This is a genomic window from Methylobacterium isbiliense (assembly GCF_022179325.1).
In the GTDB taxonomy this organism is placed as follows: domain Bacteria; phylum Pseudomonadota; class Alphaproteobacteria; order Rhizobiales; family Beijerinckiaceae; genus Methylobacterium; species Methylobacterium isbiliense.
This window is the reverse complement of record NZ_BPQQ01000018.1, coordinates 59,944-84,357: the sequence shown is the minus strand read 5'-3', so window position 1 is coordinate 84,357 and position 24,414 is coordinate 59,944. Positions and strand designations below refer to the sequence as shown.

General features: G+C 73.7%; 20 protein-coding genes. 9 read left to right on the top strand and 11 right to left on the bottom strand.

Annotated features, from left to right (window positions below; genetic code table 11):
* Positions 1-98 precede the first annotated feature (98 nt).
* On the top strand, positions 99-1,721 hold the full coding sequence (locus tag MFF61_RS08420; RefSeq protein WP_238234640.1) for an ABC transporter substrate-binding protein: 1,623 nt from the start codon (positions 99-101) through the stop codon (positions 1,719-1,721).
* Positions 1,722-1,826: 105 nt separating this feature from the next.
* Here MFF61_RS08420 and MFF61_RS08415 read toward each other — a convergent pair whose 3' ends face one another.
* Complete coding sequence (locus tag MFF61_RS08415; RefSeq protein ID WP_238234639.1) at positions 1,827-2,579, bottom strand: pseudouridine synthase; 753 nt, start codon at positions 2,577-2,579, stop codon at positions 1,827-1,829.
* Entirely contained in the window at positions 2,576-3,508 is a 933-nt protein-coding gene (locus tag MFF61_RS08410; protein WP_373324662.1) for a class I SAM-dependent methyltransferase, read from the bottom strand. The genes MFF61_RS08415 and MFF61_RS08410 overlap by 4 nt, the downstream gene beginning before the upstream one ends.
* Positions 3,509-3,670: 162 nt before the next feature.
* Between MFF61_RS08410 and MFF61_RS08405 the strand changes: the two genes are divergently transcribed.
* Positions 3,671-6,397: an ATP-binding protein gene (locus MFF61_RS08405; RefSeq protein WP_238234638.1), complete on the top strand. Its 2,727-nt coding sequence runs from the start codon at positions 3,671-3,673 to the stop codon at positions 6,395-6,397.
* Positions 6,398-6,463: 66 nt separating this feature from the next.
* Here MFF61_RS08405 and MFF61_RS08400 read toward each other — a convergent pair whose 3' ends face one another.
* Positions 6,464-7,393: a VOC family protein gene (locus MFF61_RS08400; protein ID WP_238234637.1), complete on the bottom strand. Its 930-nt coding sequence runs from the start codon at positions 7,391-7,393 to the stop codon at positions 6,464-6,466.
* 117 nt (positions 7,394-7,510) lie between these two features.
* Here MFF61_RS08400 and MFF61_RS08395 point away from each other — a divergent pair, with 117 nt between their 5' ends.
* Positions 7,511-8,434 carry a LysR family transcriptional regulator gene (locus MFF61_RS08395; protein ID WP_238234636.1) on the top strand — a complete coding sequence of 308 codons (924 nt, stop codon included), beginning with the start codon at positions 7,511-7,513 and terminating at the stop codon, positions 8,432-8,434.
* On the opposite strand, the gene MFF61_RS08390 is transcribed toward MFF61_RS08395, so the two are convergent.
* Genes MFF61_RS08390 through MFF61_RS08380 form a run of 3 tightly spaced genes read right to left on the bottom strand, consistent with a single transcriptional unit; the run spans position 8,419 to position 10,541 of the window.
* Entirely contained in the window at positions 8,419-8,856 is a 438-nt protein-coding gene (locus MFF61_RS08390) for a DUF3429 domain-containing protein (RefSeq protein ID WP_238234635.1), read from the bottom strand. The genes MFF61_RS08395 and MFF61_RS08390 overlap by 16 nt on opposite strands.
* On the bottom strand, positions 8,857-9,618 hold the full coding sequence (locus tag MFF61_RS08385) for a TIGR02186 family protein (protein WP_238234634.1): 762 nt from the start codon (positions 9,616-9,618) through the stop codon (positions 8,857-8,859).
* Entirely contained in the window at positions 9,618-10,541 is a 924-nt protein-coding gene (locus tag MFF61_RS08380; protein WP_238234779.1) for a sulfite exporter TauE/SafE family protein, read from the bottom strand. The genes MFF61_RS08385 and MFF61_RS08380 overlap by 1 nt, the downstream gene beginning before the upstream one ends.
* Positions 10,542-10,802: 261 nt before the next feature.
* On the opposite strand from MFF61_RS08380, the gene MFF61_RS08375 reads away from it, so the two are divergent.
* Positions 10,803-12,926 (top strand): mechanosensitive ion channel family protein, encoded by a 2,124-nt coding sequence (locus tag MFF61_RS08375; RefSeq protein WP_238234633.1) that lies wholly within the window; start codon positions 10,803-10,805, stop codon positions 12,924-12,926.
* 109 nt (positions 12,927-13,035) lie between these two features.
* Here MFF61_RS08375 and MFF61_RS08370 read toward each other — a convergent pair whose 3' ends face one another.
* The 5 genes from MFF61_RS08370 to msrQ form a co-directional block, all read right to left on the bottom strand.
* Positions 13,036-13,218, bottom strand: coding sequence for a DUF3606 domain-containing protein (locus MFF61_RS08370; RefSeq protein WP_238234632.1), 183 nt, complete (start codon positions 13,216-13,218; stop codon positions 13,036-13,038).
* Positions 13,219-13,384: 166 nt separating this feature from the next.
* Entirely contained in the window at positions 13,385-16,558 is a 3,174-nt protein-coding gene (locus MFF61_RS08365) for an efflux RND transporter permease subunit (RefSeq protein ID WP_238234631.1), read from the bottom strand.
* 1 nt (position 16,559) lies between these two features.
* Positions 16,560-17,570: an efflux RND transporter periplasmic adaptor subunit gene (locus MFF61_RS08360; protein WP_373324661.1), complete on the bottom strand. Its 1,011-nt coding sequence runs from the start codon at positions 17,568-17,570 to the stop codon at positions 16,560-16,562.
* 383 nt (positions 17,571-17,953) lie between these two features.
* On the bottom strand, positions 17,954-19,204 hold the full coding sequence (locus MFF61_RS08355; protein WP_238234629.1) for an acyl-CoA dehydrogenase: 1,251 nt from the start codon (positions 19,202-19,204) through the stop codon (positions 17,954-17,956).
* A 156-nt stretch (positions 19,205-19,360) separates the two neighbouring features.
* Positions 19,361-20,275, bottom strand: a complete 915-nt coding sequence (gene msrQ / locus MFF61_RS08350; protein WP_238234628.1) for a protein-methionine-sulfoxide reductase heme-binding subunit MsrQ — start codon at positions 20,273-20,275, stop codon at positions 19,361-19,363.
* Between the two features lie 208 nt (positions 20,276-20,483).
* Between msrQ and MFF61_RS08345 the strand changes: the two genes are divergently transcribed.
* The 5 genes from MFF61_RS08345 to MFF61_RS08325 all read left to right on the top strand — a co-directional run bounded on the left by MFF61_RS08345 (position 20,484) and on the right by MFF61_RS08325 (position 24,403).
* Positions 20,484-20,810 carry a hypothetical protein gene (locus tag MFF61_RS08345; protein ID WP_238234627.1) on the top strand — a complete coding sequence of 109 codons (327 nt, stop codon included), beginning with the start codon at positions 20,484-20,486 and terminating at the stop codon, positions 20,808-20,810.
* Between the two features lie 25 nt (positions 20,811-20,835).
* A complete protein-coding gene (locus tag MFF61_RS08340; protein ID WP_238234626.1) occupies positions 20,836-21,387 on the top strand; it encodes a Uma2 family endonuclease in 552 nt (183 codons plus the stop codon).
* An 82-nt stretch (positions 21,388-21,469) separates the two neighbouring features.
* Positions 21,470-22,465, top strand: coding sequence for an adenosine kinase (locus tag MFF61_RS08335; RefSeq protein WP_238234625.1), 996 nt, complete (start codon positions 21,470-21,472; stop codon positions 22,463-22,465).
* 11 nt (positions 22,466-22,476) lie between these two features.
* A complete protein-coding gene (gene ugpE, locus MFF61_RS08330) occupies positions 22,477-23,319 on the top strand; it encodes a sn-glycerol-3-phosphate ABC transporter permease UgpE (protein ID WP_238234624.1) in 843 nt (280 codons plus the stop codon).
* 28 nt (positions 23,320-23,347) lie between these two features.
* The gene (locus tag MFF61_RS08325) at positions 23,348-24,403 is read left to right on the top strand and encodes an ABC transporter ATP-binding protein (protein ID WP_238234623.1); all 1,056 of its coding nucleotides are present in this window, start codon (positions 23,348-23,350) and stop codon (positions 24,401-24,403) included.
* Positions 24,404-24,414 lie beyond the last annotated feature (11 nt).

Genomic DNA, 24,414 nt, shown 5'->3' with positions numbered 1-24,414 from the left:
CCCCGCCGCAGCTCTTCCGCTGGCATGTTGCATACAATTTGCCTGGGCCGGCCCGTACGATCGGGCGGCCGCGGGGGCCGCCGCACACGGGGTCCTCGATGAGCCATTTCTCCCTCTCCCGCCGCCAGTTCGTGGCCGGGGCATCCGCGCTCGCCGCGCTCGGGCCGACCGGCCCCGTGCTCGCGCAGCAGGGCGCACCCGCCGGCAGCCTGAACTACGGCATCTCGATGTTCGACCTGCCGCTCACCACCGGCCAGCCGGACCGGGGCGCGGGGGGCTACCAGTTCACCGGCCTCACCCTCTACGACCCGCTGGTCGCCTGGGAACTCGACGTGGCCGACCGGCCGGGCAAGCTCGTCCCGGGCCTCGCCACCGCCTGGGAGAGCGATCCGGCCGACCGCCGGAACTGGGTCTTCACCCTGCGCGAGGGCGTGACGTTCCACGACGGCTCCGCCTTCGACGCGGACGCGGTGATCTGGAACTTCGACAAGGTGCTCAACGACAAGGCGGCGCATTACGACCAGCGTCAGGCCGCGCAGGTGCGCCCGCGCCTGCCCTCGGTCGCCTCCTGGCGCAAGCTCGGGCCGATGAGCGTGCAGGTCACCACCAAGGCGGTGGACGCGCTGTTTCCCTACCAGATGCTCTGGTTCCTGATCTCCTCGCCGGCGCAGTTCGAGAAGCTGGGGCGCGACTGGACCAAGTTCGCCTTCGAGCCGTCCGGCACCGGCCCCTACCGGATGGGCCAGCTCGTGCCGCGGGTGCGCCTCGACCTCGTGCCGAACGAGACCTACTGGAACAAGAAGCGGATGCCGCGGCTCGCCAAGCTGACGCTCACCTGCATCCCCGACAACCTCGCCCGGGCCAACGCGCTGCTCAGCGGCTCCGTCGACCTCGTCGAGCTGCCCGCCCCCGACGCGGTGCCGCGGCTCAAGGCGGCGGGCATGCGGGTGACGGGCAACGACACGCCGCATGTCTGGAACTACCACCTGTCGATGCTGGAGGGCAGCCCGTGGCGCGACCTGCGCCTGCGCAAGGCCGCCAACCTCGCCATCGACCGCGAGGCGGTGGTAGCGCTGATGGGCGGCCTCGCCACCCCGGCTGTGGGCCAGGTGCAGCCGTCGAGCCCGTGGTTCGGCAAGCCGAGCTTCAAGATCGGCACCGACGTCGACACGGCCCGCAAGCTGGTGCGGGAGGCGGGTTACTCGCCCCAGAACCCGCTGCGCACGACGTTCATCATCCCGACCGGCGGCTCGGGCCAGATGCTGTCGCTGCCGATCAACGAGTTCGTGCAGCAGAGCTGGGCCGAGGTCGGCATCGCGGTGGAGTTCCGGCCGGTGGAGCTGGAGGTGGCCTACACGGCGTGGCGCCAGGGGGCGGCCGATCCCTCGCTGAAGGGCGTGACCGGCAGCAACATCGCCTACGTCACCTCCGATCCGCTCTACGCCATCCTGCGCTTCTACGCCTCGAAGCAGATCGCCCCGACCGGCGTGAACTGGAGCCACTACCGCAACCCCGAGGTCGACGCCCTCTGCGACAAGATCACGTCGAGCTTCGACGCCGCCGAGCAGGACCGGCTGCTGGCCCGCGTGCACGAGATCATCGTGGACGACGCGGTGCAGGTCTGGGTCGTCCACGACACCAACCCGCACGCGCTCTCGGCCAAGGTGAAGGGCTACACCCAGGCCCAGCACTGGTTCCAGGACCTGACGACGCTGTCGTGAGGCCGGCCCGGGGGCTTGTGCCGAAGGTCGGGGACGGATGGTCGCGCCTCCGCCCTCGCCCAAGGGCGTCGCCGCCGGCCGAAGCGTTGGTGCGGGACGGCGCGCCTACCGGCCCGGCTCCTCCCCCGGCTCGGCGAACACGGCCGCCACGTCGGCCTCGCCGAGGAGGCGGTACTGCCCGGGCGCCAGATCGGCCGGCAGGGCGAGGGCGCCGATCCGGTCGCGGTGGAGCGCCGTGACGTGGTTGCCCAGCGCCGCGAACATCCGCCGGACCTGGTGGTAGCGGCCCTCCGTCAGGGTCACGGCGGCGCTCGTCGGGCCGTGCACCTCCAGGGCGACCGGCAGGAGAGGCCGCTCCTCGCCCTCCAGCATCAGGGTGCCGGAGGCGAAGACCGCGCCCTCGTCGCCGCGCAAGGGTCGATCCAGCGTGACTTGGTAGCGCTTGGCCACCTTCGCCTTCGGGGAGATGATCCGGTGCAGGAGCGCGCCGTCGTCGGTGAGCAGCAGGAGGCCCGAGGTTTCCTTGTCGAGGCGGCCCACCGTGGAGAGCGGCGGGTCGCGGCGGCGCCAGCGCTCCGGCAGCAGCCCGTAGACCAGGGGCCCCGCCTCCTTGTGCGAGCAGGTGACCCCGAGCGGCTTGTGCAGCATCAGGGCGAGGCCGGGCGGCGGGTCCATGGCCTCGCCGTCGACGGTGAGCCGGCCGGCGAGGTCGCGCGTCACGGCGATGCGCCGGTCGGCCTCCCGCAGGGGCGCACCGTCGAGGCGGATCGCGCCCGCGCGGGCCAGCGCCTGGATCTCCCGGCGCGAGCCGTAGCCGAGATTGGCGAGCAGGCGGTCGAGCCGCACCGTGCCGCTCACCGGCGGGCCTCGTAGAGCTTGTAGCCGTTCGCGGCGGCGACCGGCGTCACCTGCCGGAACGCCTCGGCCAGAACCGCCTCGTAGGGCAGGTGCGTGTTGGCGGTGAGCCAGAAGCTGCCCCCCGGCCGCAGCGCCGCGGCCGCACGCCGGATGAGCGTTTGGCCCAGCGCCTGATCCTCGGCCCCCTCGTGGTGGAAGGGCGGGTTCGAGACCACGAAGTCGAGCCGCTCCGGCAGCGCGCCCTCAACCCGGGCATCCGCCCAGACCACCTGGGCGCGCGGATCGGTGAGGTTGCGGCGCGCCGCCTCCACCGCCCGGCGGTCGATGTCGACGAGGGTCAGCGCCGTGACGCGGGGCGAGGCCAGCACCGCCCGGGCGATCACCCCGATGCCGCAGCCGAGATCGCCGCCGCGCCCGGCGAGCGGCGGCAGGTGGGCCAGCAGCAGCGCGGTGCCCGGATCGATCCGGTTCCAGCTGAACACGCCGGGCTGCGACCACAGGCCAATCTCGGGCACCATCCGGGGGGCGCCTGCGGCGATCGCCTCCTCCAGCCCCGTCGGCGCGGCCGGCCGACGCGTGCGGCAGATGCGGTGGTGGCGCTTGGCGGCCTCCTCCACCGCGCAGCCGAAACCGGCGAGTTCGCGCGACAGCCGCGTGCCGCCCCTGTCCTTGGGCGCGAGCGCGGTCAGGGACCCGCCGGGGGCGAGCGCCCGAAGGCCGAGCGCCAGGGCGGCCCGCCGCTCGATCGTGCCCGGCGGCGCCAGCAGGACGAGGGAGTCGAGGCTGCCGGGGCCGAGATCCTCGAGGGCGGCCGAGCCCGGGATCGTGGGGGAGAACTGGAGCGCGCCGGACGGCACCTCGGCGAGCACGGCGGGCGGCAGGCCGTAGACGGCGCTCGCCGCCCCGGCCGCGGCGGAGCCCGGGCGGATCCCGATCGTCGCATCGACGGATGGCACGGGTGTGGGGTCTCCTCACGGCGCGGGGCCGGTGCGCGGCGCCCGAGGGCATAGACCGACCGGCCAGTGTTGTCAGAGTGCTAACGCAGATATCGTAGGTCGGGGCCTTCGTCGCCCCTGATCCGGTGGGTCCGCATGCGCCTGCGTACACTTCTGGCCGCGGCCTTCGCCGGCTTGGCTCTTACCCTCACCCTCGCCGGGGCGCTGGCCGTCCAGCACCTCGCCGCCGAGCGCCTGCGGGCGCGCATCGGCGACGAGGTCGCCGGCCTCGCCGGGCAGATCCGCACCCTGCTCGACACGACGATGCAGGAGCGCCTGTCGGACATGCAGGTGCTGTCGAGCGTGGCCGCCGGAGCGGCGCCGGGGGGCGGGGCGCAGCGCGCCTGGATCAAGGCCCTGCACGCCGCCGCCCCGACCTATGCCTGGATCGGCTTCGCCGACCGCGACGGGACCGTGCGGGCGGCCACGGGTGGCCTCCTCGAAGGCCGGAGCGTCGCCGAACGGCCGTGGTTCCGGGAGGCCCTGAAGGGACCGCACGCGGGGGATGTCCGCGAGGCCAAGCTGCTCGCCGGGCTGCTGCCGCCCGGCGCGAACGGCGAGCCGCTCCGCTTCGTCGACGTCGCGGCCCCCCTGCGCGACGCAGCGGGCGAGGTCGTGGGCGTGGTGGGCGGCCACCTGAGCTGGAGCTGGGCCGATCACGTGGCCGGGACCGTGCTCGCGGCCGCGGCGGCCCGCGCCCCCCAGGCGACGGCGCTCGTCCTCGGACGCGACGGCACGGTGCTGCTCGGCCCGCCGGGCCTGCGCGGCACGCGGCTGCCGGACCATCCCGACCGCCTGCCGGCGGGCGCGATGGAGGGCTACAGCCGGGAGACCTGGGCGGACGGGCGCAGCTTCCTGGTCGGGGCGAGCCGCTCCGTGGGCGCCGGCGCCTATGCGGGGCTCGGCTGGACCGTGCTGGTGCTCGAACCGGCCGACACGGCCTTCGCACCCGCCCGCCGCCTCAGCCTGGAGATCGCGGCCGGGGGCGGGGCCTTCGCGGTGCTGTTCGCGCTGGTCGGCTGGGGGGCGGCCGGGCGCATCGCCGCGCCGCTCCTCGCGCTCAGCCGCACGGCCGAGAGCATCACCGGCCTCGACGAGGTTCCGGACGCGGCGCTGCGCCCGCGCGGGTGCGCGGAGGCGCGCACCCTCGCGGGCGCGCTCGCCGCCCTCCTTGCCCGGCTGCGGGAGCGCGATCGGGCGCTGGCGGCGGCGAACCGGACGCTGGAGGACGAGGTGGCGGCGCGCACCCGCGACCTCGCGCAGAGCCGCGGCTTCCTCGAAAACATCCTGCGCACCAGCCCCGACTGCATCAAGGTGCTGGACGGCGACGGGCACCTCACCTTCATCAACGACCGCGGCCTCTGCCTGCTCGAACTCGACGCGCCGCAGGCGGTGATGGGCTGCCGCTTCGACACCCTGCTGCCGCCCGAGAGCCGCGCGGTGTTCGAGGGGGCGATGCAGGAGGCCCGCACCGGCCGCACCGCCGAGGTCACGCTCTTCTGCCCGGGTGCCCGGGGCACGCCGAAATGGTGGGACATCGCGGTGGCGCCGCTCCCCGACCCCGGCGGCCCCGACCGATTCCTCGTCGTCTCCCGGGAGGTGACGCGCCAGCACGAGCAGGCCGAGGCGCTGCGGCTTGCCCGCGACGTCGCCGAACTCGCCCAGGCCCGGGCCGAGAATGCGAGCCGGGCCAAGACCGAGTTCGTCGCGATGATGAGCCACGAGATCCGCACGCCGCTCAACGCCATCAAGGGGTTCGCCGACCTCCTGGCGGCGGATCGCCTCCTCTCGCCGACGCAGCGGCGCTATGCCGAGATCGCGTCCGCGGCGAGCCAGTCGCTGAGCGTCATCGTCGACGACGTGCTCGATTTCGCCAAGATCGAGGCCGGTCAGATCACCCTCGAGCCGGTCGCCTTCGCGCTCCCGCGCCTGATCGAGGATGCGGTCGCGGTGATGCGCCACACCGCCGAGGCCAAGGGGCTCGCCCTCGCGGTGGAGATCGATCCGGCCCTGGCGCCCTGGCGCCGCGGCGACGACAACCGCCTGCGGCAGGTGCTGCTCAACTTCCTCGGCAACGCCGCGAAGTTCACCGCGCAAGGCCGCATCACCGTCTCGGCCCGGCCCGGCCGGCGCACCGAGAGCGTGCGGGTGGCGGTGAGCGACACCGGCATCGGCATCCCGGCCGACCGGCTCGGCCGCCTGTTCCAGACCTTCTCGCAGGCCGACGGTTCGGTGGCGCGCCGCTACGGCGGGACCGGCCTGGGGCTGGCCATCGCCAAGCGCCTGATCGAGCTGATGGGCGGGCGCATCGGCGTCGAGAGCCGCGAGGGCGAGGGCTCGACCTTCTGGTTCGAGGTCGACCTGCCGCGGGAATCGGCGCCGGCCGCGGCGGCGCCCGCGGCGGGGCCCGCCCGCACCGCCCCCGTGCGTCCGGCCCGCCTGCTGCTCGCCGACGACCTCGCGATCAACCTCGAACTCGCCCGCGTGGTGCTGGAGCGGGCGGGCTACGCGGTCGACGTGGTCGACAGCGGCGAGGCGGCGGTGGCGGCGGTGCCGGGCGGCGACTACGATCTCGTGCTGATCGACGTGCAGATGCCGGGCATGGACGGGCTCGCCGCCACCCGGGCGATCCGCGCCCTCAACCATCCGGCCCGCAACGTGCCGATCATCGCGATGAGCGCCAACGTGCTGCCCGAGCAGGTCGCGCTCTACCGCGCCGCGGGCATGAACGACCATGTCGGCAAGCCCTTCGCGTGGACGGATCTCTACGCCACGATCGAGCGCTGGCTGCCGGACGTGATGGCGACCCGCGCCGCCGGCTGACCGGGCGGCGCCCCTCCGGCGGGAGCCGGTCACGGCGCCACCCGGTCCGGCGGGAGCCGGGCGGGATCAGGCCACCTTCGGCAGCACCCGCTCGATCTCGCGGCGGTGCGGCTCCAGGAAGGCCGGCAGCTTGAGCGTCTCCCCCAGGCTCCCGGCGGGCTCGTCCGCCGCGAAGCCCGGCGCGTCGGTGGCGATCTCGAACAGCACGCCCCCCGGCTCGCGGAAGTACACCGACCGGAAGTAGTTGCGATCGCGCTGCTCGGTCACCGCGAGGCCGTGCCCGGCGGCGAGGCGCTCCGCCATCGCGGCCTGCGCGGCGTCGTCCGCCGCCCGGAAGGCGATGTGGTGCACCGAGCCGCCGCCCGGCCGGCCGCGCAGGAAGTCGCCCACCGCCCGCAGGGTGACGTGACCGCCGAGCGGCGCCGTGCCGGAGAACCGGGTCAGCATGCCCTCCCGCCCGGTCTCCGTCAGGCCGAGCACGTCGGTGAGGATCGCCGCGGTGGGCGCCGCCTCGCACAGCAGCAGGGTGACGCCGTGGAAGCCGCGGATCGCGTGCTCGGCCGGGACATCGCTCCCGGTCCAGGCCGGCTCGGCCTCGGCCCCCGTCACCCCGACGAGGGCGAGCGCCAGGCCGTCGGGGTCGCGGAAGGGCAGCACCGTCTCGCCGAGGATCTGGGCCGGGGCCTCGTGCGGGACGCCGGCCGCGACGAGGCGGTGGGTCCAGTAGCCGATGGAGCCGCGCGGCACGCGCAGGGCCGTCTCCTGCGTCTCGCCGAGGCCGACGCGGCCCGGCGCGACATTCTCCCACGGGAAGAAGGTCAGGATCGTGCCGGGCTGCCCCGCCTCGTCGCCGTAATAGAGGTGGTAGGTGCCCGGATCGTCGAAGTTCACGGTCTTCTTGACGAGGCGCAGGCCCAGGACCCGGGTGTAGAAGTCGAGGTTGCGCCGGGCGGGGCCGGAGATCGCGGTGACGTGGTGAAGGCCGGTGGCGGTCATGGCTGCCTCCTCGGGGCGGGGACCGTCGCGGGTCCCGGTGTCGAGGCGGTATCTAGGCCTTGCCCTCATCCGCGAGAACGGAAACGATGGAAAGGCATCGTTTCGGAATTCTCCACAATGGCGGTCCTTCCCGACTTCGAGGCCTGGGCGGTCTTCGCCCGCGTGGCGCAGGCCGGCTCGTTCTCCCGCGCGGCGGCGGATCTCGGCGTCTCGACCGCCACCGTCTCGAAGGCGGTGAGCCGGCTCGAAGCCCGGCTCGGCACGAGCCTGCTGCATCGCACCTCCCGGCGGCTCGCGCTCACGGAAGCCGGCCGGTCGGCGCTGGAGGGCGCGAGCCGCATCCTCGCGGCGGGCGAGGCGGCGGAGGCCGACGCGCAGGCCGCCGCCCGCCAGCCCCGCGGCCTCGTGCGGCTCGCCGCGCCGATGTCCTTCGGCCTCGCGCATCTGAGCCCGCGCCTGCCGGCCTTCCTGGCCGAGCACCCGGAGGTCGCCATCGACCTGCACCTGAGCGACGCGCTGGTCGACCTCGTCGGCGGCGGGTTCGACCTCGGCCTGCGCATCGCGGCGCTCGCCGATTCCTCTCTGCAGGTGCGCCGGCTCTGCGCGGTGCGCCGCTCCCTCGTCGCCGCCCCGGCCTATCTTGACCGGCACGGCCGCCCGGCCCATCCGCACGACCTCGCGGGCCATGCCTGCCTGGGCTACGCCTACCTGCCGAACCCGGAGCGCTGGCACTTCGCGGATGCCGAGGGCCGCGACGTGGCGGTGACGCCCGCCGGGCGCCTGCGTGCCAACAACGCGGACGCGCTGACGCCGGCCCTGCGGGCCGGGCTCGGGCTCGCGGTGCAGCCCGACTTCCTGATCTGGGAGGATCTCGCGGCCGGGCGGCTGGAGCGGGTGATGCCCGACTGGGCGCCGCCGCCGATCGCCCTCAACCTCGTGATGCCGCCGGGCACCCTGCGGCCGGCCCGGGTCTCGGCCCTGATCGGCTTCCTGGAGCGGCAGTTCGCGGGGGCGCCCTGGGCGGATCAGGCCCCGAGATAGCCGGCCGCGAGCAGCGCGAGGCCGGCGACGCCCGAGAGGGCGAGCCGCAGGCGCCCGAGCCAGCGGGGCGCGAGGCCCCGGCGCGGCAGGTCCTGATCCACGGCGCCCCAGGCCAGCACCAGGGCGCCGATGAGCCGCAGGTCCCACGGGGCGGGGGCGGCGAGCGCCGCCCAGGCGAGGAGCGAGGGCAGGACGGCGATCAGGTAGTCGGCGCCCCCGCCGCCCCGGGCCGCGAGCCCCCAGCGGATGCCGCCGAGAAAGGAGGCGATGATCGCCGCGTAGGCCGCCAGCGCCGGCCTCACCGGCAGCCCGAACAGGTCGGCCCGGCCGAGGATCGCGAGCAGGCTCAGGCCCACGAAGGGGATCAGGCCCGCGGCACCCAGCACGAGAGCGGCGGCAGGGGCGGGAGCATCGCGGTCCATTCAATCCCTCCGGAAGATCACGCTGGCAAGCCAGCCCGACAGCAGCGCCAGCACGCCCGTGGCGAGCCCGTAGGGCAGCGACCAGTCGCGGGCGAAGCTCGCCATCTGCTGCTCGAACCCCGCCTTGACGAGGTCGAAGCGGGCGCTCTCGCGCGCCAGCGGCACGCCGCCCGCGAGCAGCGTCACCTCGACGTCGTAGGCACCCACCGGTGCGGTGGCGGGCAGCGCCGCACCGGTGCGAAACACCGCCGGCGAGAGGAAGCGCACGCCCGCCTCGTTCTCGACGTAGAGCCGCTCCGCCCGGCGCAGGCGCAGGAGCGCGTCGCGGAACGGATCCTCGGCCCCGCCGCGCGCCAGCGTCAGGCCGGGCGCGGCCACGATGGCGCCGAGCCCCAGGCGCAGCCGCGCCCGCGTCTCCGGGTCGGCGATCTCAGGCAGCGGCCGGGAGGCGAGCACCGCGAGGAAGCTCGGCACGTCGCCGAATTTTTGCTGGTCGCGGTTGACGAAGAGCGGCCCCAGCGCCTGTTTCTCGCGCACCGTGAGCGACTGGCGCGGCCCGCGGATCGTCACCACGATGTCATAGGCGCCCGCGCGCGCCGCCGCCTGCCCGTCCCGCTCGATGGCGCCGAACACCGCGAGCGAGGAACCGGTATAGGTCGAGGTGACGGCGAGCCGGCTGAACGACAGGCTGACCACCAGCGTCTCGGCCTCAGCGGCCCCCGCCGCCAGAAGGCCCGCGAGACCGAGGAGGCCGGCGCGCATCACCGCCCCTCCGCGACGACGATCGAGAACGGCTCGGCCGGCCGCAGGGTCAGTTCGAGGATGAAGCGCAGGTCGACGGCGAGCACGAGCACCGCCAGCAGGAGCCGGAAGGTGTCGGCGCGCAGGTTGCGCCCGGCCCGGGCGCCGAACTGTGCGCCGAAGACGCCCCCGGCGATCAGGATCACCGCGAGCACGATGTCGACCGCTTGGTTCTGCACCGCGTGCAGCACCAGGGCGACGAGGGTGGTCCAGAGGATCTGAAACTGCGAGGTGCCCACCACCACCCCGGTCGGCACCCGCAGGAGGTAGAGGAGCGCCGGCACCATGATGAAGCCGCCGCCGATGCCGAGCACCGCGCCCGCGAAGCCCACGAACAGGGCGAGCCCGAGGATCGGGATCACGCTGGCGTAGAGGCGCGAGCGGGGAAAGCGCATCCGCAGCGGCCAGCCCATGTAGGGCGGGTGCTCGCGCCCCAGGCGCACCGAGGCCGCCCGGCCGCCCCGCCGCGCCCAGAGGCCGCGCAGCACCTCGACCAGCATCAGCCCGCCGACGACCGTGAACAGCGTCACGTAGGCGAGGGTGATGAAGAGGTCGAGCTGGCCCGCCCGGCGCAGGGCGGCGAAGAACCAGACCCCGAGCGCCGAGCCCACGAGGCCGCCGCCCACCAGCACCAGCCCGAGCCTGAGGTCGATCGCCCGCCGCCGCAGGGCCGCGAGCACGCTGGTGGTGGAGGAGGCGACGATGGGCGCGCCCTGCGTCGCCACCGCGACCGCGGGCGGGATCCCCATCACGATCAGCACTGGCGTCATCAGGAAGCCGCCGCCGATGCCGAAGACCCCGGAGATGAAGCCCACCGCCGCCCCGAGCCCGAGGAGCATCAGCACGCTCACCGGCATCTCGGCGATCGGAAGATAGAACTGCACCGCCAGGACCATCCGGTTGTCGCTGCGCCTCATCTAGGCCGCTTGGCGCAACTCGGCCACTCGGCCGGCTCGGATCCTCGGTCGTCCGGCGGTTGTTCAGCCGGGAGCGGATCATCCAGCGTGGCCCTGCCGCGACCGCGTGGCGCTGCCACGACCATGCGGCGCGGCCACGCACCTGCCCTTACGGCCGCGCTTTGCCGCCCGGCCATAAGATCGTATTCTGCGGGCTCACGCTGCGCGGCAGCACGCATCGGCACCAGCATGTCCGGGTCGTTCGCCCCCCGCGCCGCCCTCGTCCTCGCGCTCATCTGCGCCGCCGTCCCGGCGGGCGGACAGCCCGCCCCCATCCCAGAGAACCCGCGCCCCGAGGATCTGCGCGCCCTCTCCGACCTCCTCGAACGTCCCGGCCTGCGGGCGTGGCTGGAGCGCGAGGGGACGCGTGCGGCGGACATCCCTCCGGCGGCGCCGGAACCGATGAGGGGGCGCCATCTCGACGCGGCGCGCGACGTCCTGCGCGACCTAGCGGCGGGCGTGCCGCGCCTGCCGGGCGAGGTCGCGGGGATGCGCGGGCGGCTGATGGCGGAGGCCGGCGACCGCGGCCTTCCGGCCGCCGCCGGCCTCATCCTCGCCTTCGCGGGGCTGGGCTTCGCCGCCCAGGCGGTCTTCCGGCATCTCTCGGGCGACCTGCGCCGGCGGATGGAGGCCCTGCCCGTCGCGACCGTGGAGGAGCGTCTCGCCGCGACCGGATGGCGGGCGCTCTACGGCATCGGCCTCGTGGCGGCCTTCGCGGCCGGGAGCCTCGGGGTCTTCCTGGTCTTCGCGTGGCCGCCGCTCCTCCAGGAGGTGCTGCTGGCCTACCTCCTGGTCTTCCTCACGGTGCGGCTCACCCGGGTCGGCGGCGACGTCGTGCTGGCGCCCGACGCCGAGCGCTTCCGGCTGCTGCCGATGGGCACCGAGGCCGCGCGCTACTGGTGCGCATGGTCGGCCGCGGTGGTCGGCGCCTTCGCGTTCGGCAAGGCGAGCTTCGACCTCGTGCCCGTGCTCGGCGGAAGCCCGACCGCGCGCAGCCTCGTGGGCCTGCTCGCCGGCCTCGTCGCGCTGGTCCTGGCGCTCGCCGCGCTCTGGAACCGGCCCGGTCCGGACGGCGGGCCGCGCGCCGCGCGCGGGCGGCGCGACGCGGCGGGATGGCTCGTCTCCGTCTACCTCGTCGGCCTCTGGCTCACGGCCCTGGCGGGGGCCGCGGCGGCGTTCTTCGTCGGGGTCACGGCCTTCGTGCTGGTGCTCGGCCATCGCGGCCTGCGCCGGATCGTCGGCCACCTGCTACGGCCGGCCGCGGAGGGAGCGCCGGAGGCCGGGGCGCGCCCGCTCGCGGTGGTCGCGCTCCAGGGGGCCTTGCGCATCGCGCTGGTCGTCGGGGGCGCGCTGGTGATCGCGCGCATCCTCGGCATCGATCTCACCACGCTGACGGCGCGCGGGACGCCGGTCGAGCGGGTCGCCCGCGGGGCGCTGGACCTCGCCATCGTGGTGCTGGGCGCGGATTTCGTCTGGCAGGTCGCGCGCGGCTGGATCGATCAGCGCCTGAGCGAGGCCGACGCGCCGGCGGGCGCCACCGAGGCGGAGCTGCGCCGCCGCCAGCGCCTGCGCACGCTGCTGCCGGTGCTGCGCAACCTGCTGCTGGCCGGCCTGATGGCGGTGGCCGGCCTCATGGCGCTCGCGACCCTCGGCGTCGAGGTCGGGCCGCTGCTCGCGGGGGCGGGCGTGGTCGGGATCGCCGTCGGCTTCGGTGCCCAGACCCTGGTCAAGGACATCCTCTCGGGGATGTTCTTCCTGCTCGACGACGCGTTCCGGGTCGGCGAGTACATCGAGAGCGGGCGCATCAAGGGCACCGTGGAGGCGTTCTCGCTGCGCTCGATCAAGCTGCGCCACCACCGCGGCGCGCTGCACACGGTGCCGTTCGGCGCCCTCTCCACCATCACGAACTACTCGCGCGACTGGGTGATCGACAAGCTGTCGATCGGCGTGCCCTACGAGACCGACCTCGCCCGGGTGAAGCGCATCGTGAAGGAGGTCGGCCGGACGCTGGCGGCCGACCCGGATTTCGCCCCGCACATCCTCGAAACCCTCAAGATGCAGGGCGTCGAGGCCTTCGGCGACTACGCGATCCAGGTGCGGCTGAAGATGATGACCCGGCCCGGCGAGCAGTTCGTGATCCGCCGCCGCGCCTACGCGCTGATCAAGGAGGCGTTCGCGGCCGAGGGCATCCCGTTCGCCGTCCCGACCGTCAGCGTCTCTGGCGGCAACGGCGCGCCGAGCGCGGCCGCACACGCGGTGATGGCCTCGCGCGCCAGGGCTGCCGAGGCGGCGGCCGAGACCGACACGCCCTGATCCCGGGCGGCCTCGCCGAAGCCGCCCGGGATCGGAGCCGGGGCCGAACGGGGCGTCGGCGTCGTCGCGCAGCGCGGCGTCACCGCGCGGGCGAGGCCGGCGCGATGCCTCAGAGCGAGATGCCGTGATGGGCGGCCACCGTCGCGGCGCGCGTGCCCACGAGCTTCACGGTCTGGCGCAGCTGCGCATCGGAGATGCCGAGCCGCTGGCTCCAATGCGCGAGGTCGTTGGGGCAGTAGATGTCAATGTGGCGGACATGGCGGCGCGCAGACGTGCCCGTACCGGACGTCATGAGGGTGCTCCTGCAAGGTGAGAGTGCGGCGGATCGCGGTCCGCGCGCGAATTGATCAATGAACGCGGAGATTCACACTTTGGTTGCCGGCCCCGGCTCCGGCCTGCGGTGCGGGCGGCCGGTGCCTGCGACATGAGCGCCGGGCAGCCCCCCGGCGGCGGGCGCGTCAGCCGATGCGGGAGCGGGACCGGGACGGGGGCGCGGCGGTGCCGGCCGGCGCGTCCGGCTCGGAGGGCGGCACGAACTGCCCGAGCCGCAGGGCGAGCGTCGGCAGGATCAGCAGGTTGAGGATCGTCGAGGTGACGAGGCCGCCGAGGATCACGATCGCCATCGGCCCCTCGATCTCGCGGCCGGGCTCGCCGGAGCCGAGCGCCAGCGGCAGCAGGCCGAGGCCCGTGACGAGCGAGGTGGCGAGGATCGGCACCAGGCGGTCGCCCGCGCCCTCCACCGCCGTCGCAAGGTCCCAGCGGCGCCCCTCGACGGCGACGAGGTGTTCGAAGTGCGAGACCATCATGATGGTGTTGCGCACGCTGATGCCGAACAGCGTCACGAAGCCGACCATCGAGCCGAGCGAGAGGACGGCCCCGGTCAGCGCCACGGCGATCACGCCGCCGACGGCCGCGAAGGGCAGGTTCGCCAGCACGAGGAGGAGGTTGCGCCAGTGGCCTGTCACGAGCCCGAGCAGCAGCAGGATGCCGGCGCCGGCGAATCCCGAGGCCACTAGGAGGTCGCGCCGCGAGCGCGCCTGCTCCTCGGCGCTGCCCGAGAAGGTCACGTAGGTGCCCGGCGGCAGCGCGACCTCGCGGGCGATCTTGCGGCGGGCCTGCGCCACGAAGGAATCGACGTCGCGCCCGACCACGTTCGCCGTGACGGTCTGCACCCGCCGCGCGCCCTGATGCAGCACCTGGAAGCGGCCGGGCGCCTCGTAGATGTCGGCGACCTGACGCAGCAGCACGGAGGTGCCGCCGCGGGTGCGCAGCGGCAGGTCGCCGAGGCTCGACAGGCGCCCGCGCACCGCCGCGTCGAGGTTCACGATGACGTTGAAGACCGCGTTGCCCTCGTAGGACTGGCCCACCACGTCGCCCTGGTAGGCGGTGCGCACCATCTCGAGCACCGCGACGGCGTCGAGGCCCCAGTGGCGCAGGTCTGCGGCGCGCAGCGCGACGGTGATCTGCGGCAGGCCCGGCGGCGCCGGCTGCTGGATGTCGGCCGCACCCCGCACCTCGCCGAGTTCGCGCGCCACGTCCCGCGCCACCCGCTCGATGGCGACGAGATCCTGGCCGAACACCGTGACGACGACGGGCGCGGTGAAGCCCGAGACGGTCTCCTCGATGCGCTCGGTCAGGAAGGTCTTGAGCGAGAAGGCCGCCCCCGAGAAGCCCGCGGTCAGCGCGCGGATGCGGGCCTCCACCGCCTCCTGGCCCTCGCCGTCGAGACCCGGATCGAGGTCGATGTGGACCTCGCTGTAATGGGTGCCGGCGGTGTCCTGTCCGGCCTCCGCCCGCCCGACCTGCTGGGCCACCGCCCGCACGCCCGGGATCTCCCGCAGGGCCGCGGTGAGATGGCGGCCCAGGCGCAGGGATTCCTGCAGCGAGGTGCCGGGGGCCGCCACCATGTGCAGGATCAGGTGCCCCTCCTTGAGATCGGGCAGGAAGGTGCTGCCGAAGGAGGGTACGAGCGCGCCTGCCGCGAGGGTGAATGCGAGCGTCGCCGTGCCGACGACGAGCGGCGCCCGCTCGATGCCGCGCAGCACGCGCTCGTAGGCCCGGCGCGACCAGCGCATCAGCGGCGGCTCGGCGGTCGGCGCGTCGCGCCGGCCGGTGAGCAGCAGGGCGGCGAGCGCGGGCGTCACCGTCAGCGCGACGGCGAGCGAGGCCAGGACCGCCAGGATGTAGGCGAGCGCGAGCGGGCCGAAGAGCCGCCCGGCCACGCCCGTGAGGGTCAGGACCGGCAGGAAGACCAGGAGCACCGCGAAGGTCGCGTAGGCGACCGAGGTGCGCACCTCCAGGATGGCGTCGAGCACGATGCGCGGTTCCGCCACCGGATCGCCCCGGCGCCGGTTCTCGCGCAGGCGCCGCATCACGTTCTCGACCCCGATCACCGCGTCGTCCACCACCTCGCCGATGGCGATGGCGAGCCCGCCCAGCGTCATGGTGTTGAGGGTCTCGCCGAGCGCCATCAGGGCCAGCACGGCGGCGAGCAGCGAGAGCGGGATCGCCACGCAGGAGATGACGCAGGTGCGCCAGTCGGACAGGAAGAGGTAGAGCACCACGACGACGAGCGCGCCGCCGAGCGCCAGCGCCTGCAGGACGTTGCCGGTGGCGACCGCGATGAAGTTCGCGGGCCGGAAGAGGTCGGCATGCAGGCGGATGCCGTCGCGCTCCAGGGCCGGGCGCAGTTCGTCCAGCGCCGCTTCGACCCGGCGGGTGACCTCCAGGGTGTTGGCCCCGTACTGCGCGCCGATCATGAACAGCACGCCGGGCCGGCCGTCGATCAGCGCCGCCCCGATGGGCGGCTCGGGCGCCTCGACCACGGTGGCGACGTCGCCCAGCACCACGCTCGCCCCGCCCTCGTTGACCAGCACCGTGCGGGCGAGCTGCTCGGGCGTGAGGGACTGCCCTTCGGTCTGGAGGGTGACGCGCTGGTTCGGCGTGTCGACGAAGCCCGCCCCGCGCACGCCCGTGGCGCGCCGCGCCGCCGCCAGCACGTCGTTGAGCCCGATGTTGAAGCGGATCAGGTCGCGCGGGCGCACCTGCACCTGCAGCGAGCGCACGTCGCCGCCGTAGAGCGAGACTTGGGCGATGCCCGGCACGGCGAGCAGGCGCAGCCGCACCGTCCAGTCCGCGACCGTGCGCAGGTCCTGCTGCGAGCGCGTGTCCGAGGTGATCCCGGCGAGCAGCACCGTGCTGCTCGACGAGGTGAGCGCCGTCATGGTGGGGGGCGCGACGCCCTGAGGCAGGCGTGCCGCCACGGTGGCGAGCCGCTCGGTGACGAGCTGCCGGTTGCGGAAGACGTCGCTGCCGGCGCGGAACACCACCGTGATGACCGAGAGACCCTGGATCGAGGCCGAGCGCAGGCTCTCGACGCCCGGCAGCCCGTTGAGGGCCACCTCCACCTGCAGGGTGACGAGCTGCTCGACCTGCTCGGCGCTGAGGCCCGGGGCCTCGGTCTGCACCACCACGGAGGGCGGCGCGAATTCGGGGAAGACGTCGTAGCGCGCCTGCCCGAGCGCGATCAGCCCGTAGGCGAGGAGCGCGAAGGCGAGCGCCAGCACCACGCCGCGGAAGCGGATCGACACGCCGACGAGGAGCGCCTGCGGCCCGGTCGGGAGCGGTCCCATCTCAGTCGTCGTCGCCCGAGACGCGGATCTGGCTCTTCATCTCCTCGGAGAGCAGCGCCTGCGCGCCCCGCTGCACGATCTCGGTCTCCTCCGGCAGGCCCGCCACCACGAAGGTGTCGTCCGCCATCGGCCCGCCCGTCGCCACGGGGTGGCGCGCGTAGGAATCCGGTCCCACCGCGCGGTAGAACCACGCCCCACCCTGCCAGTGCACCACCGCATCCTCCGGCACCGCCGTGCCCTGGACGGTCGTCCCGGAGGGCACGAAGGCGAGCGTGCTCATGCCGGGCAGGAAGCCCGCATTTCCCGCCACCGTGTAGAAGAAGCTGAGGCCCTGGATGCGCTGGTCGGTGCGGGTGGCGGGCGAGACGTAGTCGAGGCGCACGCGCTCGCTCTGGGGCGGCACCTCCGCGTAGGCGATCGGCGCGGGCTTGCCGATGCGCTCGCCGGGGGGCAGCGTCACCTGCACGAGGAAGCGCTCGCGCTCGATCAGCCGCGTGACCAGGGGGCTGCGCTCGATGATGGCGCGGCCGATCACCGGCCCCCATTCCTGCTGCGCGGTGGCCGCAAGCGTGCGCAGCTGCGATTCCGCGGCGGCGAGCGCCGCCTCGTCGGTGCGGAAGGTGCCCTCCGTGGTCTCGACCTGCACGGCAGTGGCGTAGACGCCGAGCGCCCGCGCGCGCAGATGCGCGCTCTTCGAGACCTCCAGGCGGGCCTGCGCGGTCTGGAGCTGCGCGCGGGCGCTCGCATAGGCGTTGGTCAGCTCGGTGACGCGGGCGAGGTCCAGCACCGTGCCGTAGGCCTGCCGCTCCTCGCGGTGGGAGGCGGCCCGCAGGGTCACGGTCTCGACGCCGATGCGCCTGCGCTCCTCGGGGCCGAGGCGCACGACCGTGCGGCCGTCCTCCACGACGGCGCGGCTGGGCAGGAGGGCGGCCTTCTCGGCGGCGGGCGCTGCGGCGCGCAAATGCTCGGGGAGGATCCAGGCCCCCGCGCCCGCGAGCCCCAGGAGCAGCACCGGGACGGCGAGGGCACGGACGACGCGGCGGGGTCGGGTCTCAGTCACGGCGGACGCCTGAACGCGGGAACGACGGGGCACGATCGCCGGTCCCACGCGCCTCCCCGGAACGCCGTTCGGCCGGCTTGTCCGTGAGGCTTACCACGGCGGGTCCGGGGCGGGAATGCCACTCGCGCTACGTGGTGTAGGGCACCCGCACCCCCGGTTCCGTGCCCGCATGACCGCTCGCGTGGCCGCCTCATCGGGCAGCGTCGCGCCGAGCATCACCTCCATCCAGGTGATCGCCTTGATCGGGAGGGATGCCGATGGGCGTCGGCACCGGCGCGATCCGGTCCGCCTCCGGCCATGACCACGGCCGGAGCGGCATCAAGCTAATTCTTCGCTCAGAAGAACGCCTGCAGCCCGGTCTGCGCCCGGCCGAGGATCAGGGCGTGGACGTCGTGGGTGCCCTCGTAGGTGTTGACCGTCTCGAGGTTCTGGGCGTGGCGCATGACGTGGTACTCGCCCATGATGCCGTTGCCGCCGTGCATGTCGCGGGCGATGCGGGCGATGTCGAGCGCCTTGCCGCAATTGTTGCGCTTCACGATCGAGATCATCTCGGGGGCGATCCGGCCCTCGTCGAACAGGCGCCCGACGCGCAGGGAGGCCTGAAGGCCGAGCGCGATCTCGGTCTGCATGTCGGCGAGCTTCTTCTGCACGAGCTGGGTCTGCGCCAGCGGCCGGCCGAACTGCGTCCGGTCGAGGGTGTACTGGCGGGCGCGGTGCCAGCAATCCTCCGCCGCCCCCATCGCCCCCCAGGAGATGCCGTAGCGCGCCCGGTTGAGGCAGCCGAACGGCCCCTTGAGGCCCGAGACGTTGGGCAGGAGCGCGCTCTCCGGCACCTCGACGCCGTCCATCACGATCTCGCCGGTCACCGAGGCCCGCAGGGACAGCTTGCCCTTGATCTTGGGGGCCGAGAGCCCCTTCATCCCCTTCTCCAGGACGAAGCCGCGGATCTGGTTGTCGTGCGCGGGCGACTTGGCCCAGACCACGAACACGTCGGCGATCGGGGCGTTCGAGATCCAGGTCTTTGCGCCCGAGAGGCGGTAGCCGCCGTCGATCTTCTCGGCGCGGGTCTTCATGCCGGCCGGGTCCGAGCCTGCATCGGGCTCGGTGAGGCCGAAGCAGCCGACGAACTCGCCCGAGGCGAGCTTGGGCAGGTAGGCCTTGCGCTGCGCCTCGTCGCCGTAGGCGTAGATCGGGTACATCACCAGCGAGGATTGCACGCTCATCATCGAGCGGTAGCCGGAATCGACCCGCTCGACCTCGCGGGCGACGAGGCCGTAGGCGACGTAGGACGCCCCCGCGCAGCCGTACTCCTCCGGCAGGGTGACGCCGAGCAGGCCGAGTTCGCCCATGGCGTTGAACAGGCCGCGGTCGGTCTTCTCCTCCGCGTAGGCCTCGACGATGCCGGGCAGGAGCCGCTCCTGGGCGAAGTCCCGCGCGGTGTCGCGGATCAGCCGCTCCTCGTCGCTGAGCTGATCCTCCAGCAGGAACGGATCGTCCCACCGGAAGGCGCCGCGGCTGCCCTCGCGGGGCTTGGCTTCGCTGAGGTTGGTCTGGGTCGCGACGGCTGCGGCGGATGCGGCGTTCATGCGTCCTCTCCTCGGGGGCGTTCGGTTCTGCCTCCCGGTGTAGCGCGGTCCAGGCCGCTCCGCCAGGACGCGAAACGCCGTTTCGCATTGCGCGCACGGAACCCCTTCCCCGCGGCCGAGCCTTCTTCGCCGAAGCGGGGGTCGTCGCGGACTCCGCTAGTCTCCCGTACGGGAGACCGGCTCGGTGCGCCCCGCGCGCAGCGGCGCCAGGGCGGCGAGGGACGGGCGCCAGGCCGGGGCGGAGCCCCTGCGGCCGTCCGGCTTCCCGCGCACGAGGTTCAGCGGCGCGGCCAGGGCCGCGATCCCGAACACCCACCAAGCCGGGCGCAGGCCGGCGGAGAGGTCGAGATTGGCGGCGAGCACCAAGCCGGCCGGCACCCCCGTCGCCAGCGCGTACCACGCCGCCTCCAGCGCCGCGGTCGCGAGGCCCGCGGCCGCCGCGAGGCCCAGCAGGCTGAGCGGCGTCGTCGGCACCGTCAGGTGGTGCATCAGCCGCCAGCCCATCAGCGCGAGGAACAGCCCGCTCCAGAAGACCGGCTTCGAGACGTCGATCTTCGATTGCAGGACGTAGTGGACGAGGGCGAGCACGGCGAGGCCGTAGACGAGGCGGTGGAGGCGGGTCCAGGTGCGGCCGAGGCGCCGGATCATCGCGTCGGTCGAGGTGGCGCCCAGCACCGCGAGGCCGACGAGTGCGACGAACCCGATGGCGAGATAGATCCGCACCGCGATCTCGGTGGCGACCCGCACGAGGTCGAACTTCTGGTCGGCGGCGTAGAGGACGAGGTGGATCAGCGCGTAGGCGAGCGCGGTGAGCCCGAGCATCCGCCGCACCAGGATCAGCTTCGGCCAGTCGGCGACGCGCCGCAGGGGCGTCACCGCGAGCGACAGGATCAGGAAGTAGACCGTCCAGTCGCCCATCGCGTGCAGGAAGGCGGTCAGGGGCTTGGCCCCGAGCCGGTCGAGGCCGTAGGCGGCGGCGTACCACAGCCCGGGCGCGAGCGCGGCCAGGAAGGTGGCGAGCTTGAGCCCCGAGAGGCGTCCGGCGCGGTCGAGCCAGGGAAAGGCGAGCATCGGTTGGTACCAGGAACGGGATGGCGAGGCGGAACGACGAGGGATGACGGGGTGCTTCGCCGGAGATAGGGACTGGGTTACCGTCCCGCCGCGGACCGGCCCACACGTTGGCGTGAAGTCTCGGGCATGACGTCTCGGGCGTGAAGTCCCGGTTGAGACGCCCTGCCCCGCGCCGCCGGCGAGGAGATCAGCCCGAGGAGACCCGTTCTTGCGCCCGACCACCCTCGTCCGGACCGCTCTCGCCCTGTGCCTGTTCGGCGCCTCCGGCGCCGCGCGCGCCGCCTGCACGCCGCCGCTGCCGCCCGCCGCCAGCGAGAAGCCGGCGCGGCCCACGCCCCCCGAGCGGCCCGCCTGCCTCGACGCCAAGGGCGGCTGCCCCGGCTTCGAGGCCTACACCTTCAACGACGCCGTGAAGGCCTACAACGCCAAGCTCCCGGCCTACCGCGCGGGCGCCGAGGCCTATGCGGGCAAGCTCAAGGCCTACGTCGATGCGAGCGTGGCCTACGCGAATTGCGAGATGAAGTCCCTGCAGTAGCGGCGGCGTGATAGGCTGGCCGCCGATGGACCCACAGCCCAAGCCGCGCATGACCGTGGACGAGTTCCTGGTGTGGTGCGAGACCGCGCCGGGCCGGCACGAACTCGTAAAGGGTGAAGTGATCGCGATGGCGCCGGAGCGGGTGCGGCATGCGGAGGCGAAGCTGGCCGTCGTCGATGCCTTGCGGCACGGGCTGCGGGCCGCGGGAGTGCCCTGCCGGGCTATGCCGGACGGCATGACGGTCCGCATCGACAGTCACACCGCGTTCGAGCCCGACGCGCTCGTCTATTGCGGGCCGCGGCTCGATCCGGACGCGGTCGAGGTGCCCGCCCCCGTGGTCGTCGTCGAGGTCCTCTCGCCCGGCACGCGGCGCACCGACACCGGCATCAAGCTCGCGGCCTATGTCCGCCTTCCGAGCGTCGCCCACGACCTCGTCATCGACGCGCAGGAGCGGCTCGTCCTGCATCACCGCCGCGGCGCGGAGGCGATCGAGACCCGGATCGCCCGCGAGGGCACGCTCCGCCTCGATCCGCCCGGCTTCGCGGTCGCGGTCGAGGATCTCCTTCCCGAACCCTGACCGGCCCCTGCTTGACCCTGTCCGTCGCGGATGCGACAGGCGCGACCTGACCTTCCGCCTGACTTTCCGCGCGAGACGCCGCATGACCGCTCCCCTCGACCTCCTCGTCCTCGGCAACGCGATCGTCGACATCATCGCCCGCACCGACGAGGCCTTCCTGGTGCGCGAGGCGGTGCACAAGGGCGCGATGCAGCTCATCGACGAGGCGCGGGCCGAGCACCTGTTCGGGGTGATGGGGCCGGCCACCATCGTGTCGGGCGGCTCGGGCGCCAACACGGCGGTGGGCGCGGCGCTGCTCGGCGCCCGGACCGGCTTCATCGGCAAGGTGCGGGACGACGAACTCGGCCGCCTGTTCGCCCACGACCTTCAGGCCACCGGCGTGCGCTTCCCGGTGGCCGCCGCCGCCGAGGGGCCGGCGACCGCGCGCTGCTTCATCCTGGTGACGCCGGACGGCGAGCGCACCATGAACACCTATCTGGGCGCCTGCCAGGGCCTGAGCGCGGCGGACGTGGACGAGGCCACCGCCGGAGCCGCCCGCTTCGTCTACCTCGAAGGGTACCTGTGGGACCCGCCGGCCGCCAAGGACGCCTTCCGCAAGGCGGCGCAGGTCGCGCATGCCGCCGGCAATCAGGTGGCGCTGACCCTCTCGGACGCCTTCTGCGTCGACCGCTACCGCGACGAGTTCCTCGGGCTGATCCGCGACGGCAGCCTCGACATCCTGTTCGCCAACATCCACGAGCTGAAGAGCCTCTACCAGACCGCGGATGCCGAGACGGCGCTCTCGGCCCTGCGGGCGGAGACGGGGCTTCTCGGCGTGGTGACGCGATCCGAGGAGGGCGCCCTCGTGGTCACGCGCGGGGAGACCCGGGCGGTGCCGGCCTCGCCGGTGCGCGAGGTGGTGGACACCACCGGCGCGGGCGACCTGTTCGCCGCGGGCTTCCTGGCGGGGCTCGCCCGCGGCCTCGACCATGCGGATTGCGCGCGCCTCGGCGCGGTCGCGGCCGCCGAGGTGATCCAGCACATCGGCGCCCGGCCGCAACAGGACCTCAAGGACCTCGCCGCGCAGCAGGGCCTCTGACGGGCCGCCCGGTGGTCGAGAACCGCCGCTTCGGCAACCTAATCCCGCACCTCGTCCTCTGGGCCGGGGTCGGGATCGTGGCCTTCCCGGTCTATCTCGCGCTGATCGCCTCGACGCACGACGCCGCGACCATCGCCAACGGCCGGATGCCGCTCTGGCCGGGCGTCCACGCGCTGGAGAACTACCGCCGGGCCCTCACGGAATCCGGGATGGCGGGCGCCCCGGTCGCGCAGATGCTCCTCAACAGCCTCGTCACCGCGCTCGCCATCGCGGCGGGCAAGATCGCGATCTCGCTCCTGTCGGCCTACGCGCTGATCTACTTCCGCTTCCCTCTGCGGCAGGCGGCCTTCTGGGCGATCTTCGTCACCCTGATGCTGCCGGTCGAGGTGCGCATCTACCCGACCTACAAGGTCGCGGCGGACCTGCGCCTGCTCGACACCTATGCGGGCCTGACCCTGCCGCTGATCGCCTCGGCCACCGCGACCCTGCTCTACCGGCAGTTCTTCCTCACCGTGCCGAACGAACTCGTGGAAGCCTCCCGCATCGACGGGGCCGGGCCGGTGCGGTTCTTCTTCGACACGCTGCTGCCCCTCTCGCGCACCACGACGGCGGCGCTGTTCGTCATCCTGTTCATCTACGGCTGGAACCAGTACCTCTGGCCCATCCTGGTCACCACGCGGGGCGACATGCAGACCGTGGTGATCGGCCTGCGCAAGATGACCACCATCACCGACCAGCTCACCGAGTGGCAGCTCGTCATGGCGACCGCCATGCTCGCCATGCTGCCGCCCGTCCTCGTGGTGGTGGCGATGCAGAAGCTCTTCGTGCGCGGCCTCGTCGAGACCGAGAAGTGACCGCTCTCCCGTACGATCGGATGTCCTGATGGCGCGCCTCGTCCTCGACCGGTTGGGCAAGACCTATGCGGGCGGCGTCGAGGCCGTGCGCGGGGTCAGCCTCGACGTGCCGGACGGCGCCTTCTGCGTCCTCGTCGGCCCCTCCGGCTGCGGCAAGTCCACGGTGCTGCGGATGATCGCCGGCCTGGAGACGGTGACGGCGGGCGCCATCAGCATCGGCGAGCGGGTGGTGAACGACGTCGAGCCGGCCGAGCGCGACATCGCGATGGTGTTTCAGAACTACGCGCTCTACCCGCACATGCGCGTCTACGACAATCTCGCCTACGGCCTGCGCAACCGCGGCACGCCGAAGGCGGAGATCGAGACCCGGGTGCGCGAGGCGGCGCGGATGCTCGGCCTCGGCGACCTCCTGACCCGCTACCCGCGCCAGCTCTCGGGCGGGCAGCGCCAGCGCGTCGCCATGGGGCGGGCGATCGTGCGCAAGCCCCAGGTGTTCCTGTTCGACGAGCCGCTCTCCAACCTCGACGCCAAGCTGCGGGTGCAGATGCGGGTGGAGATCCGCCGCCTGCAGCGGCAGCTCGGCGTCACCACCGTCTACGTCACCCACGACCAGGTGGAGGCGATGACGATGGCCGACCGGCTCGTGGTGATGAATGCCGGCCGCATCGAGCAGGTCGGCACGCCGCTGGAGATCTACCGCCGGCCGGAGACGCGCTACGTCGCGACCTTCATGGGCGCGCCGCCCATGAACATCCTGCCGGGCGAGGCGGCGGCCGAGGGCGTCCGGCTCGCCGGTGCGCTGTTTCCGGCGCGTCACGGCCTTCCCCCCGGACGCCCGGTGGAGATCGGCCTGCGGCCGGAGGCGCTGCGGCTCGCGGCCGACGGCCTGCCCTTCCGGGCGGCCTTCGCGGAGGAGCTGGGCGCGACGCGGCTGCTGCACGGGGAACTGGCCGGGGCGCCGCTCGTGGTGCAGGTGCCGGCCGGACCCGAGCCCGCCGAGGGCGCGAGCGTGTCGCTGGCGCTCGACCCGGCCGACCTGCACCTGTTCGATCCCGACAGCGGCCGGCGCATCGGCGGAGGCTGACGCTGCGGCCG